The organism is Acutalibacter sp. (assembly GCF_056800975.1).
This window is the reverse complement of the sequence record NZ_JBQISV010000002.1, coordinates 1-13,412: the sequence shown is the minus strand read 5'-3', so window position 1 is coordinate 13,412 and position 13,412 is coordinate 1. Positions and strand designations below refer to the sequence as shown.

Below are 13,412 nucleotides of genomic sequence, written 5' to 3'. Positions count from 1 at the left end.
AGGGAATGGAGAATATTTTGGATACTATCATGGATTTTTTGCAGTCAGGGGCCCTGCCCACGGTGCTGCTGGTCGTGCGGGGCCTGGTCCCGCTGCTGGCTCTGTATGTGGTGTGGCGGTGCTACACCTCCTTTCGGGCCGGCCAGCGCCGCCGTGACCCGGTGGTCATGCTGCTGGATGAGAGCTCTGGGGCCCGGTTCCCTGTGCTGTATTGGGAGAACTCGGTGGGCCGCAGCCGAAGCTGCGACATCTGTCTGCCCGACACAGCGGTGAGCCGGGACCACGCGGTGTTCATGCGCCGGGAGGAGGGCTGGTTTGTGTGCGACACCGGCTCTCGGGGAGGCGTGCTGGTCAACGGCAAAAAAATAAAAGGCCCCAAGCTGGTGCGCATTGGCGACAGCATGACCTTTGGCAGCGTCACCCTCACCCTCTATAACATCACCCAGGCCCCCGAAAGCAAGCGGCGGGCCTTTCAGGCTTTGCTGCGTGAGACGGCTTCCCCTGTAAAGCTTATGCTGACAACCACCCTGGTCCACCTGCTGATGGCCCTGCAGGCCGCTGTGGTGTGGACGGGCCGGACGCCCTCCTTTGCGCCGGAGCTGCTTTTGCCTGAGGCGGGGGTGTTGGTGATTGGCTGGGGGCTGTATATTTACTCTATGGCAGGCCTGCACCGGGTGAGCTTTGAGATTGAGACCGCCGCCTATTTGCTGTCGGGCATGGGCGTCAACCTGCTGGCCGCCTGCGACCTGGGCTCGGCCCGCACCCAGCTGGCGGCTATGCTGCTGGGGGTGCTGATGTTCTGCGGGCTCATCTGGTTTATGGACGACATGGACCGGGTGGCGAAATACCGCCTGCCCATTGGCATTGGGGCCCTGTGCCTGTTTGTGGTGAACCTGCTGCTGGGCAGCACGCAGTATGGCTCCCGCAACTGGATACACATTGGCCCTGTGAGCGTACAGCCCTCGGAGTTCATTAAAATCGCCTTTGTGTTTGTAGGCACGTCTACGCTGGACAGGCTTCAGACAAAAAAGAATATCACCGAGTTCCTGGTGTTCACCGGGGCCTGCATTGGCTTTCTGTTTTTGATGCGGGACCTGGGTACGGCGTTGATCTTTTTTGCTACCTTCCTCATCATTGCCTTTATGCGTTCGGGCAGTGTGCGCACCATTATACTCATTCTGGCTGCGGCGGCGCTGGGCGTCTTTCTCATTCTCACATTCATGCCCTATGTGGCGGACCGGTTCAGCGCCTGGGGCCATGTGTGGGAGGACCCCTATGACTCCGGCATTCAGCAGACCCGGGTGATGACCTACATGGCCAGCGGCGGGCTGTTCGGCATGGGGCTGGGACGGGGGCATCTCAAGTATATCTTTGCGGCGGACAGCGACCTGGTGTTTGGCCTGCTGTGCGAGGAGCAGGGGGTGCTGCTGGGCCTGGTGACGCTGTTGGCCATCGCCTTGTTCACCTTGTACGCCCGCAGCGATGTGACCCGCAGCCGGTCCACCTTTTTCTCCATTGGAGCCTGCGCGGTGGCAGGTATGCTGCTGTTTCAGACCGGACTGAATGTGTTTGGTGTGACAGACATCCTGCCTTTGACAGGGGTGACGCTGCCCTTTATCAGTGCGGGCGGGTCCAGTATGGCCTCGGTATGGGGGCTGATGGCCTTTTTGAAGGCCTCGGACGAGCGAACCTATGCGGTGAAGCGGGCGGGAAGCCACAGCCGTGGAGGGAAAGCGGCAGGGAGGCACAGCAGTCCTCCGCCGAAGGGGATGGAGGATATTTATAGCTGAGCAGGGGCTGCGATATATGGGGCGGTAGCCTTTGGCGGGCGATTGACCCGTGTGGAAATACCGCACACGGCGTTTGGTGTGGGTGGCGGTTCGGGAGCTCTTTGCTCACGCGACTTACCCTGCGGGCAAGCCGCGCTCGCCCGGCTCCCGAGGCCAGCGGCAGCGGCCCGCCCCACCCGCCCCCAACGTTCAGGGCCTTAAGGGCATTGTCGAATGTCCGCTTCGCTCCCATTCGATAGGGAACCCCTTACGGTGGTTCCCTACCCTCCTGCGTTTTGGTTAGGATGTTAAGGTCAAGGTCGCCTCCGGCGGCTTAGGGAACTTCTTGAAAGAAGTTCCCTAAGAACCTTCAAGAACTTTTAATCGCGCGCCTGTCGCTTCTGCTTTGCTGGGGGGCCCGCATTGATGGGCTGAGCTCGTTTACTCTATTTTGGGAGGTTATCCCTTTATGAAAACAGTCGGCTTTCGCTCCTTCGCTCTGTATATTCTCCTGTTCGCCTTTCTGGGGGGCCTGGGCTGGCTGCTGTTCGGCCTTGTCGCCCACGGCAGTCAATGGGCCATGCAGCCCTATAACGGCCACATTTACGACCGGGACGCCACTGTCACCCTAGGAAAGATTGAGGACCGGGACGGGGTTCTGCTGGCCTCTACCCAAGAGGGCCGCCGGGTTTACAACGAAAACGAGACCCTGCGCCGGGCTCTGCTGCACACAGTGGGGGACTCCGCCGGGTTTATCAGCACCAGCGCCCAGTACACCCTGCGCACCAAGCTCACCGGGTACAATCTGGTTACCGGGCTTAACGATACGGTCTTCAACCGCATGGGCAGCGGCGTGAAGCTGACAGTGGACGCGGACGCCTGCGCTGCCGCCTATACCGCCCTGAACGGCCACAACGGCGGCGCTATTTTTTATAACTATCTTACCGGCGACATCCTCTGCAAGGTCAGCGCCCCCAGCTATGACCCCATGAATGTGCCCGAGGATATTGACTCCAACGACGCGTATCAAGGCGCGTATTTGGACAACACCCTCTCCGGCTCCTTTACCCCGGGGAGCATCTTCAAGCTGGTAACCTGCGCCGCCGCTATGGAGAAGTGGCCTGACACCTGGAGCGGCCTGACCTATGACTGCTGGGGCTCAGAGGAAATCGGCGGCAGTGCGGTGACCTGCCTGAGCTCTCATGGCACTCTGGACATGAGCGGGGCACTGGGGCATTCCTGCAACCTGTACTTTGCCAAGCTGGCCAATGACATCGGCGCGGGAGACCTGCAAAAGAAAGCGGAGGCCATGGGCTTCAACAAAACCATGGACTTCAGCAGCATTGAGATTGCCCAGAGCGAGCTGCACCTGGAAGGGGCCAATGCCAATGAGCTGGCCTGGGCGGGTATTGGGCAGCACACCCTTTTGGCCAACCCCTACCACATGATGACCCTAATGGGGGCCATTGCCCACGAGGGCCGGTATGTACAGCCCCGGCTCACTGGCGACACAGGTCTTTTTGCCGGACTGGGGGGAGAGAACAGCCGGGACCTGCTGTCCTCTGTGCAGGCGGCGAACCTGAAAAGCATGATGCGCAGCAATGTGGTCAACTATTATGGGGACTATCTGTTTCCGGAAGGCTTGAATGTGTGTGCAAAAACCGGCACCGGCGAGGTAGGAGAGACAAAGGACCCCAACTGCTGGATGGTGGGATTTTGTGACAACAGCCAGTACCCCATTGCCTTTGCCGTGGTGGTGGAGGACACCAACAACAGCCTGGGCGATGCGGGCGGCGTGGTCAGCGTGGTGCTGGGCGTTCTGTCAGGCGGCTGAGGGCCTGTGGCAGAAGCTTAATATGACAACGCTTATTAAAGTCAGCTGCCCCAATCCCATCCTCAGAATACCTTTTGAGAAACCACATGTCCCCAGTCAATAAAAGACAGAGAATAAACCTCAAGGAGGAAACCCCCATGAAAATTGAAAAACTCACCCCTGCCTTCAAGGACTACCTTTGGGGCGGCGCCAAGCTGCGGGAGGTCTACCACAAGCCCTGCGATTTGGAGAAGGTAGCCGAGAGCTGGGAGCTCTCTACCCACCCGGCGGGTCAGAGCAAAATCACCGGCGGCGAGAGGGACGGCATGGAGCTGAGCGCGTACTTTGCGGCGAACCCCCAGGTGCTGGGAGAGCATTGCCAGGCCTTTGAGAGCTTCCCTGTGCTCATCAAATTCATCGACGCCCTGCAGCCCCTGTCCATCCAGGTACATCCCAGCGATGAGTACGCCCTGAAGGTAGAGCATGAGTACGGCAAAACCGAGATGTGGTATGTGATGGACTGCGAGCCCGGCGCTTTTCTCTACTTCGGCGTGAATCGGGAATTGACCCGGGAGGAGTTCCGCCGCCGCATTGAGGACAATACCGTGGAGGAGGTGCTCAACCGGGTAGAAGTCCGCCCCGGGGACGTGTTTTTTATCGAGTCCGGCACCATTCACGCCATTGGGGCGGGCATTCTCATCTGCGAGATTCAGCAGAATTCCAACTGCACCTACCGGGTCTATGACTATGGCCGGACCGGAGCCGACGGCAAGCCCCGGGAGCTGCACATTGAAAAGGCCCTGGACGTCTCCCGGCTGAGCCCTTCGGCCGCAGCGGCCAGGCAGAACGCCCCCCAGGCTGTGCCCGGGGGAGAGGTCACCCGGTTGGCCAGCTGCCGGTATTTCACCACGGACCGGGTGAAGGTGGAGACCGCTCTCACTTTGGAGGCAGGGCCGGAGAGCTTCCTCTCTCTGATTGTCATGGAGGGGCAGGGCTCGGCAGCGGGGCCGGAGAATGTCGTGGAGTTCCGGACAGGGGACAGCCTGTTTATCCCCGCCGGTTCGGGCAGAATAGAGATCAGCGGCCCCTGCACTCTGGCGGCGACCCGGGTGTGAGAGGCCAGTCAAACAAGGAGGGGACAACATGAAAATTATCTTGCTGGGGGAGCCCATGGGCCTGTTTATGGCAGAGGAGACCGGCCCCCTGAGCCAGGCGGGGCGTTTTACCGCGTCCATTGCCGGAGCAGAGTACAATGTGGCAGTGGGACTGGCCCGGTTGGGCCACACCCCCGCCTACTGCACCCGGTTGGGGGATGACCCCATGGGCCGGCGCATTCTGGATGGAATGGAGAAAAACGGCATTGACCAGAGCTTAGTGATGACTGTCCCCGGAGAGCACACCGGACTGATGCTGAAAAGCGCGGTGGAAAAGGGGGACCCGGAGATTGCCTATTACCGGCAGGGCTCGGCCGCGTCGAAAATCACCCCCCAGGATATAGACGGGCTGGACCTTTTTGGGTGCGAGCGGCTGCATGTGACCGGGGTGTTCCCGGCAGTGTCCCCGTCGGCGCTGGGGGCGGTGCGCAGGCTGGTCAGCCGCGCGCTGGCTTTGGATATTGCCATCAGCTTTGACCCCAACCTGCGCCCCCAGCTGTGGGAGAGCGAGGCTCAGATGGCCGGAACTCTGAACAGTCTGGCGGAGAACGCGGAGACCGTGCTGCCCGGGGTGAGCGAGGGGAAAATCCTCACCGGAGAGAGCAGCCCGGAGGGGATTGCCGCCTTTTACCACCGGCTGGGCGTGAAGAATGTAGTGGTCAAGCTGGGGGGCGACGGGGCTTTCTGGTCAGTGAAGGACAGCGCCTCAGGCTATGCGCCGGGGGTGCCGGTGGAGAAAATTGTGGACACGGTAGGGGCCGGGGACGGCTTTGCGGCAGGGGTCGTCAGCGCCCTGGCCGAGGGGCTGAGCCTGGCAGAGGCCGCCCGGCGGGGCAACGCCATGGGGGCCATCCAAATCAGCCACAAAAGCGACAACGAGGGCCTGCCCACCCGTCAACAGCTGGAAGCTGTTCTGTCCGCAGGCAGCGTCCCTCCCACGAAAAACTAACAATGCGGGCCCAAAACCTGGCGTTTCGCACCAGCCAAAGCCGCGAATCAAAAGTTTTTGGGAGTTCTTAGAACCCTTTTTTCAAAAAGGATTCTAAGCCGCCGGAGGCAAGAAATGCCGTAGCCCAAAGCAGCCGCAGGCCTCTAAACATGATACGCTCATTGCGCCTGCCTGGCGGCTTTCCGGACTCCCTTCCATCCCTATGACAAAGGAGCGTGCCAGCTTATGATCAATCTTACCAACGAACTGGCCCAGGCATTGGTCCAGCGGGCTCTGGAAGCCCGGGAAAACGCTTACTGCCCCTACTCGGGCTTTGCCGTGGGCGCGGCCCTGCTGTGTGGGGACGGCACTGTCTACAGCGGGTGCAATATTGAATGCGCCTCCCTGTCGCCAGGGAACTGCGCTGAGCGCACGGCCTTCTTCCGGGCTGTCAACGACGGCCAAAGGAGCTTTGCCGCCATTGCCGTGGCGGGCGGGCCCAAGGGCCAGACGCCGGACTCCTTTTGCGCCCCCTGCGGGGTGTGCCGCCAGGTGATGCGGGAGTTCTGTCAGCCGGACTTCGCTGTTATTATGACCGACGGGGCCCAGCGCAGGGTCATGACTCTGGAGGAGCTGCTCCCTATGGCCTTTGGCCCTGACAACCTGAAATAAGGAGGCGAATCCCATGCGTATGTACGACATCATTCACAAAAAGCGGGAGGGCGGGGCCCTCTCCCCGGAGGAGATTCGCTGGTTTGTCAGCGGCGTGACAGAGGGGAGCATCCCCGATTACCAGATCTCCGCCTTGATGATGGCTGTCTACTTTCAGGGCATGACCCGGGAGGAGACCGTCAGCCTGACCCTGGAAATGGCCCGCTCCGGGGACATGGCGGACCTGTCCTCCATCCCCGGGGTAAAGGCGGACAAGCATTCTACCGGCGGGGTGGGGGACAAGACGTCTCTCATTGCCGGACCTATGGCCGCGGCCTGCGGGGTGAAGCTTGCCAAAATGAGCGGCCGGGGCCTGGGCCACACCGGCGGCACGGTGGACAAGCTGGAGAGCATCCCTGGGGTGAAAATGGACATTCCCCGGGAGAGGTTCTTTGACATTGTCCGGGAGACAGGCATTGCCATTGTGGGACAGTCCGGGAGTTTGTGCCCGGCGGATAAAAAGCTCTACGCCCTGCGGGACGTTACCGCCACGGTGGAGAGCCTGCCCCTGATTGCCGCCAGCATCATGTCGAAAAAGCTGGCCTCTGGGGCGGACGCCATTCTGCTGGACGTGAAAACCGGCTCGGGGGCTTTTATGAAGACCCAGGAGGAGGCCCGCCGTCTGGCCCAGCTGATGGTGGACACCGGCAACGGGGCCGGGCGGCGCACAGCGGCGTTGATTACAGACATGGACATGCCCCTGGGCAGGTACATCGGCAACGCCCTGGAGGTGCGGGAAGCGGTGGAGGCGCTGAGCGGCGGAGGCGACCGCCGTTTGGGCGCTCTGTGCCAGGAGCTGGCCGGGGGTATGGCGCTGCTGGCCGGTCTGGCGGAAAACCGGGAGGAGGCCTTAAATCAGGTCCGGGGGACGCTGGCGGACGGCTCGGCCCTGGGGACGCTGAAGAGTATGATTGCCGCGCAGGGGGGCGACCCGGCGTATCTGGACGATACCAGCCGCCTGCCCCTGTCCCCGGTGTGTGTGGAGGTCCCCATGCCGGAGAGCGGGTATATTGCCAGCCTGAACGCGGAGCTCTGCGGCCTGGCGGCCATGGAGCTGGGCGCGGGCCGGGAGACCAAGGAGGACGCTATTGACTACGGCGCGGGCATTGTGCTGGCAAGGACCAAAGGGGAGTATGGGGAGAAGGGAGAGCCCTTTGCCCGGCTGTATGCCCAGACCCAGGCTCAGTGCCAGCGGGGCCGGGAACGCCTGCTGGCAGCCTTGGACATAACAAAAGAGAGGCCCTCTATGGGGCCCCTCATCCTGGAACGGATCGGGCTGGACTGACTTAATACTCCGGCCCGATGACAGGCTCGGGGTATTCCTCACCGAAGGTCTCCACAGTCACCTTCTCCATAATCTGGTCCTGGTCCGGGCGGTCGTCCCGGTCCCGGGGGGCGTTGACAATGGCCTCGGCCACCTCCTGGCCCTCCAGCACCTTGCCGAAGGCCGCGTACTGCCCGTCCAGATAGGCCGCGTCCGCCACCATAATGAAGAACTGAGACCCGGCGCTGTCCGGCTGCTGAGAGCGGGCCATAGAGATGACTCCCGTAGTGTGCTTCAGGGGGTTCTCAAAGCCGTTGGCGGCAAACTCGCCCTTAATGCCATAGCCGGGGCCGCCCATGCCGGTGCCCTCCGGGTCGCCCCCCTGAATCATGAACCCGGGAATGACCCGGTGGAAGATGGTGCCGTCATAAAAACCCTTGCGGACCAGGGAGATAAAATTGTTGACGGTGTTGGGGGCGGTTTCGGGGCAGAGCTCCACCTTGATCACGCCGTGGTTGGTTTCAATGGTGACGACTGGTTTTTTCATGGAATGACCTCCGTTTTTTTGATATGTAACTGATGCAGATATCCTCACGCCATTATACCACAGTTTGCCATATAAGCCTAGCGCTTTGGGGCGAATTCAAAAATTGTTCACAGGTGCTGACCAGTCTGCCTAATTTTATCTGCTATCACGGGAAAGGAAATGAGAGAATTGATGAAGCTGATTTCATGGAACGTCAACGGCCTGCGGGCCTGCATGGGCAAGGGCTTTATGGAGGTGCTGGAAAAGGAGAGCCCGGATGCAATCTGTCTGCAGGAGACCAAGATGCAGCGGGAGCAGGCGGATTTTGATTTTCCCGGCTACCGGGAGTATTGGAATTCGGCGGAGAAGAAGGGCTATTCGGGCACAGCCATCTTCTCAAAAACAGAGCCTCTCTCAGTGGAGTATGGCCTGGGAGAGGAGGACTTTGACCGGGAGGGGCGGCTGATTGCGGCGGAGTATGAGGACTTTATTCTGGTGACCGTGTACACCCCCAACTCCCAGCGGGAGCTGGAACGGCTGGACTTCCGGATGCGGTTTGAGGACTGCCTGCGGGAGCACCTGGCCCGGCTGCGGGAGCGCAAGCCAGTAGTGGTGTGCGGAGACCTGAATGTGGCCCACCGGCCCATTGACCTGAAAAACGACAGGTCCAACATTGGCAACGCGGGGTATACCTATGAGGAGCGGGGGAAGTTCAGTGAGCTGCTGGCCAGCGGCTTTTTGGACAGCTACCGGTTCTTTTACCCGGACCGGGAGGGGGCCTATTCCTGGTGGAGCTACATGAACAACTCCCGGGCCAACAACACGGGGTGGCGCATTGATTACTTTCTGGCCGACCAGCGGCTGGCCCCCCGTCTGAAGGAGGCTGTGATCTACCCGGAGTATCTGGGCAGCGACCACTGCCCGGTGGGGCTGACCCTGGAATAGAAGCGCAGAGCAGGCGCAATGGAACGGGGCTGCGGCGGAGGTCTTCTGCTGCTCAGGCTGGCAAACTTTCCCTTGCATTTCCGGCCCGGCTGTGGTAAAATACAAGTATACACTTGTTCCCGCCTTTTGCATAAAAAGCGGAGCCCCGGAGACGGTATTCTCCGGGGTTTCTTTATAGTTCCCCCCTCCCGGCCAGCCCCAGCCTGACCGGAATCAACCTTTGGAGGTGTCCCCATGAAGCTCTTAGTCCTGGACGGCAACAGCATTCTCAACCGGGCCTTTTACGGCGTCAAGCTGCTGTCCACCAAGTCCGGCGAGTTCACCAACGGCATCTACGGTTTTCTCACCATGCTGAAAAAGATTCAGGAGGAGACCGGTCCCCAGGCTGTGGCCATTGCTTTTGACCGCCGGGCTCCTACCTTCCGTCACAAAAAGTATGCGGGCTACAAGTCCAACCGTAAGGGCATGCCCGAGGAGCTGGCCCAGCAGCTGCCTGTTCTGCAGGAGCTGCTGGAAGACCTGGGCTATACCACAGTCAGCTGCGAGGGCTGGGAGGCCGACGACATTCTGGGCACTCTGGCCGCTGCCTGTGAGGAGAAGGGCGACGCCTGCGTCATTGCCACCGGCGACCGGGACAGCCTGCAGCTGGTGTCAGGCTCCACCACAGTCCGGCTGGCCAGCACCAAGTTCGGCCAGCCCCAGGTCACGGTATATGACCAGGACAAGATTATGGAGGAGTATGGGGTCACCCCGCCCCAGATGATCGACCTGAAGGCCATTCAGGGCGACGCCTCCGACTGCATCCCCGGGGTGGCGGGCATTGGCCCCAAGGGCGCGGGGGAGCTGGTGAAGCAATACGGCTCGCTGGAAAATATCTACGCCAATCTGGAGGACCCCGGCATGAAGCCTGCGGCCCGGAAAAAGCTGGAGGCCTCCCGGGACAATGCCTTTCTCAGCTACGACCTGGGCACCATCCGCCGCAACGCGCCCATTGACACGGATATTCAGACCTATTTGCTGAAGGAGGGAGACCCCCAGAAGGCCGGGGCTGTGATGGTCCGGTTGGAGCTGTTCAGTCTGATTGAAAAGTTCGGGCTTACCGCCGCGCCTGTGCCGGCGGACACAGGGGCTCCGGCGGGCCGTCCCGAGTTGATGGAGCTTGCCGACGGCGCAGCCCTGCTGCCCCGGTTGGAGGATGAGGGAAAGGCCATCTTCTTCTGTCAGTGGGCCAAGGGCGGAGAGCTGGAACAGCTGGTTTTCGCCCACAAGGATGTGCTCTGGCGGGTGAAGCCGGACGCTGCCTTTCTGCGGGCCTTTCTCCGGGAGCCCCGAATTAAAAAGTATACCCACGACGTGAAGCCCCTGCACCGGTTGGCTCTGAGCCTGGGCTGTAAAACAGAAGGAACGGTGATGGATACGGCCCTGGCCGCTTATCTGCTGAACCCCTCTGCCACTGGCTACGATGTGACCCGGCTGGCTGCGGAGTATGGGGTGGCCCTGCCGGACTTTGAGGAGCCGGAGCTGAACGCTGCCGCAGCAATGCCTGAGCTTTGCGCCGCCCTTACAAAGGCCATTGACAAGAACGGCCAGCGGGAGCTGTTGGAGAGCATAGAGATTCCCCTGGCCTGGGTGCTGGCCAAGATGGAGCATGTGGGCTTTTATGTGGACCGGCAGAGCATTGAGGAGTATGGCAGACAGATGGAGGAGCAGGTCAACAGCCTGCACGACTCCATCATCGCTCAGGTGGGTTATGAGTTCAATATCAACTCTCCCAAGCAGCTGGGGGAGGCCCTGTTTGAGAAAATGGGTCTGCCCCACGGCAAAAAGACCAAAACAGGCTGGTCTACCAATGCCGACGTGCTGGAAGGCCTGCGGGCCGAGGCCCCAGTGGTGGACGAGATTTTACGCTACCGCACAGTGGCAAAGCTCAAGTCCACCTATTGCGACGGGCTTTTGAAGGTCATTGGGCCCGACGGGCGCATCCACTCCTCCTTTAACCAGACAGAGACCCGCACCGGGCGCATTTCCAGCACCGAGCCCAATATGCAGAACATCCCCGTGCGCACCCCTATTGGCCGGGAGCTGCGGAAGTTTTTCGCGGCGGAGCAGGGGGTGCTGGTAGACGCGGACTACAGTCAGATTGAGCTGCGGGTGCTGGCCCATGTGGCTAACGACGCTGCCATGCGGGAGGACTTTCTGGCAGGCCACGACGTTCACGCGGCCACAGCGGCCAGGGTGTTCAACATGCCCCAGGACTTTGTCACCCCGGAAATGCGCAGCCGGGCCAAGGCAGTTAACTTTGGCATTGTGTACGGCATCGGGGCCTATTCTCTGTCTCAGGACATTGGCGTCAGCGTGAAGGAGGCGGACGCCTATATCAAAGAGTACCTGCGCAACTACGCGGGGGTGGACGCATATATGCAGGATGTGGCAAAAAAGGCCAAGGAGCAGGGCTATGTGGAGACCATTTTCGGGCGGCGGCGCTATCTGCCGGAGCTGAAGAGCAGCAACTTCAACATGCGCTCCTTTGGGGAGCGGGTGGCAAGGAACATGCCCATTCAGGGGGCTGCGGCGGATATTATCAAAATCGCCATGATTCGGGTGAGCAGCCGGCTGGAGCAGGAGGGCCTGCAGGCCCAGATGATTTTGCAGGTGCATGACGAGCTGATTGTGGAGTGCCCCCCCCAGGAGCAGGAGCAGGTGAAGGCGCTGCTGACCGAGGAGATGGAGGGGGCGGTGAGCCTGTCGGTGCCTATGCTGGCGGAGGCCAACGCAGGCCGCACCTGGTATGAGGCAAAGGGCTGACAGAGAGGGCAGGCTCAGATTCCTATGGCTCCTGAAAAAGAGGCAAAGTATAAGGAGGGGACGCAGTGGACAATTCTGAAGTGTTGAAAATCGGCCCGGGCTATCTGAGCCGGGTGGGGGAGACCTTGGCCGCCAACCGGGTCTCCGGCAAGCTCTTATATGTGTCCGACCCGGTGGTGGACAAGCTGTATGGCCAAAGGGTGCGGCCTCAGCTGGAGGAGATTGGCCGGGTGAAGGAGGAGGAGATTGACAGCAACACCATTGCCTACGCCATGTCCGTGGCCGAGCGGGTGATTGCCACCGACGTGGACTGCATTGTGGGCATGGGCGGGGGCAAGGTGCTGGATGTGTGCAAATACGCCTCTTACATCTCCAAACGGCCTCTGCTGTCCATTGCCACCACCATGGCCAACGACGGCATTGCCTCGCCCATTGCGGTGCTGCTGAAAAGGGACAAGAAGCCCAAAAGCCTGGGCGCCGCCGTGCCCTCCATGCTCATTGTGGATACAGAGGTGATTCGTCAGGGGCCCCCTCAGCTGATTAAGGCGGGCATTGGGGACACGATCTCTAACTACACCGCCCTGCTGGACTGGGAGCTGGCAGTGGAGCGGGGCCGGGAGGAGATGAACGGCTACGGCTATCTCATGTCAAAAACCTCTCTCGACGCGCTGATGAAGACTCAGTATTCGGAGATTGAGCCGGGGTTCATTCAGGTGCTGGCCAACTCGTTGGTGCTCTCGGGCATTGCCATGAAGTTTGCGGGCACCAGCCGCCCGGTCAGCGGGGCCGAGCATCTGTTCAGCCATGCCCTGGATTATTTCAGCGAGACCCGGAACCTCCACGGCATTCAGGTGGCCTTGGGCGCTGTGGCAGTGCTCATGCTCATTGGCCGCAGCCCGGCCCCTCTGCTGGAATACCTGGGACGCTTCGGGGTGGATATCAACCCCCGGCGGCTGGGCATTGACCAGGAGACCTTTGTGTACTGTATGCAGCACGCCACAGAAATGCGCCAGAACCGGTATACCTATCTGCACGAGACGGACTTAAGCACCGAGCGGGTGCGGGAAGTCTACCGGCGGCTGGACGAAGCCACCCGGTGAGAAATGAAAAAGCCGATAACTATGTTCAGCATATCGATTTACTTTTGATGGGGAAAGGAGGATAGGATGAGACGAGTCATTACCTACGGCACCTTTGACCTGATCCACTACGGCCACATCAACCTGCTCAAGCGGGCCAAGGAATTGGGGGACTATCTGATTGTGGCCCTGTCCACAGACGAGTTCAACTGGCGCTCCAAGGGCAAAAAATGCTATTTTACCTATGAGGAGCGGCTGCGCCTGTTGGAGGCCATCCGCTATGTGGACCTGGTCATTCCCGAGGAGTGCTGGGAGCAGAAGGTGGAGGATGTGCGGCTCTACAAGGTAGATACCTTTGTAATGGGAGACGACTGGCAGGGAAAATTCGACTTTTTGAAGGAGCACTGCCAGGTGGTCT

The 13,412-nt window shown here is 60.6% G+C and carries 11 protein-coding genes; 10 read left to right on the top strand and 1 reads right to left on the bottom strand.

Annotated features, from left to right (window positions below; translation table 11 throughout):
- Positions 1-17 precede the first annotated feature (17 nt).
- The 6 genes from ACTO5E_RS00430 (at position 18) to ACTO5E_RS00405 (ending at position 7,660) form a co-directional block, all read left to right on the top strand.
- Positions 18-1,790, top strand: coding sequence for an FtsW/RodA/SpoVE family cell cycle protein (locus ACTO5E_RS00430; RefSeq protein ID WP_482300601.1), 1,773 nt, complete (start codon positions 18-20; stop codon positions 1,788-1,790).
- A 448-nt stretch (positions 1,791-2,238) separates the two neighbouring features.
- Positions 2,239-3,603, top strand: a complete 1,365-nt coding sequence (locus tag ACTO5E_RS00425) for a penicillin-binding transpeptidase domain-containing protein (protein WP_482300600.1) — start codon at positions 2,239-2,241, stop codon at positions 3,601-3,603.
- Between the two features lie 137 nt (positions 3,604-3,740).
- Complete coding sequence (locus tag ACTO5E_RS00420; RefSeq protein ID WP_482300599.1) at positions 3,741-4,697, top strand: type I phosphomannose isomerase catalytic subunit; 957 nt, start codon at positions 3,741-3,743, stop codon at positions 4,695-4,697.
- Positions 4,698-4,725: 28 nt separating this feature from the next.
- Positions 4,726-5,685 (top strand): sugar kinase, encoded by a 960-nt coding sequence (locus ACTO5E_RS00415; protein ID WP_482300598.1) that lies wholly within the window; start codon positions 4,726-4,728, stop codon positions 5,683-5,685.
- Between the two features lie 225 nt (positions 5,686-5,910).
- Positions 5,911-6,336: a cytidine deaminase gene (locus tag ACTO5E_RS00410; RefSeq protein WP_482300597.1), complete on the top strand. Its 426-nt coding sequence runs from the start codon at positions 5,911-5,913 to the stop codon at positions 6,334-6,336.
- 13 nt (positions 6,337-6,349) lie between these two features.
- The gene (locus tag ACTO5E_RS00405) at positions 6,350-7,660 is read left to right on the top strand and encodes a thymidine phosphorylase (RefSeq protein ID WP_482300595.1); all 1,311 of its coding nucleotides are present in this window, start codon (positions 6,350-6,352) and stop codon (positions 7,658-7,660) included.
- A 1-nt stretch (position 7,661) separates the two neighbouring features.
- Here the strand turns inward: ACTO5E_RS00405 and ACTO5E_RS00400 are convergent, their stop codons facing one another.
- Positions 7,662-8,186, bottom strand: a complete 525-nt coding sequence (locus ACTO5E_RS00400) for a peptidylprolyl isomerase (RefSeq protein WP_482300594.1) — start codon at positions 8,184-8,186, stop codon at positions 7,662-7,664.
- Positions 8,187-8,357: 171 nt separating this feature from the next.
- Here ACTO5E_RS00400 and ACTO5E_RS00395 point away from each other — a divergent pair, with 171 nt between their 5' ends.
- The 4 genes from ACTO5E_RS00395 to tagD form a co-directional block, all read left to right on the top strand.
- Positions 8,358-9,110, top strand: a complete 753-nt coding sequence (locus tag ACTO5E_RS00395) for an exodeoxyribonuclease III (RefSeq protein ID WP_482300592.1) — start codon at positions 8,358-8,360, stop codon at positions 9,108-9,110.
- A 234-nt stretch (positions 9,111-9,344) separates the two neighbouring features.
- Positions 9,345-11,915, top strand: a complete 2,571-nt coding sequence (gene polA / locus ACTO5E_RS00390; RefSeq protein WP_482300590.1) for a DNA polymerase I — start codon at positions 9,345-9,347, stop codon at positions 11,913-11,915.
- A gap of 65 nt (positions 11,916-11,980) precedes the next feature.
- Positions 11,981-13,015, top strand: coding sequence for an iron-containing alcohol dehydrogenase family protein (locus ACTO5E_RS00385; protein WP_482300589.1), 1,035 nt, complete (start codon positions 11,981-11,983; stop codon positions 13,013-13,015).
- A 66-nt stretch (positions 13,016-13,081) separates the two neighbouring features.
- Positions 13,082-13,412, top strand: a 331-nt coding sequence (gene tagD / locus ACTO5E_RS00380; protein ID WP_482300587.1) for a glycerol-3-phosphate cytidylyltransferase, incomplete at its 3' end; no start/stop codon positions are given.

Excerpts from the sequence above, each read along its gene's own strand:
- ACTO5E_RS00425 (WP_482300600.1), top strand. The coding sequence starts at position 2,239 with ATGAAAACAGTCGGCTTTCGCTCCTTCGCTCTGTATATTCTCCTGTTC.
- ACTO5E_RS00395 (WP_482300592.1), top strand. The coding sequence starts at position 8,358 with ATGAAGCTGATTTCATGGAACGTCAACGGCCTGCGGGCCTGCATGGGC.
- ACTO5E_RS00415 (WP_482300598.1), top strand. The coding sequence starts at position 4,726 with ATGAAAATTATCTTGCTGGGGGAGCCCATGGGCCTGTTTATGGCAGAG.
- ACTO5E_RS00400 (WP_482300594.1), bottom strand. The coding sequence starts at position 8,186 with ATGAAAAAACCAGTCGTCACCATTGAAACCAACCACGGCGTGATCAAG.
- ACTO5E_RS00410 (WP_482300597.1), top strand. The coding sequence starts at position 5,911 with ATGATCAATCTTACCAACGAACTGGCCCAGGCATTGGTCCAGCGGGCT.
- ACTO5E_RS00405 (WP_482300595.1), top strand. The coding sequence starts at position 6,350 with ATGCGTATGTACGACATCATTCACAAAAAGCGGGAGGGCGGGGCCCTC.
- ACTO5E_RS00420 (WP_482300599.1), top strand. The coding sequence starts at position 3,741 with ATGAAAATTGAAAAACTCACCCCTGCCTTCAAGGACTACCTTTGGGGC.
- polA (WP_482300590.1), top strand. The coding sequence starts at position 9,345 with ATGAAGCTCTTAGTCCTGGACGGCAACAGCATTCTCAACCGGGCCTTT.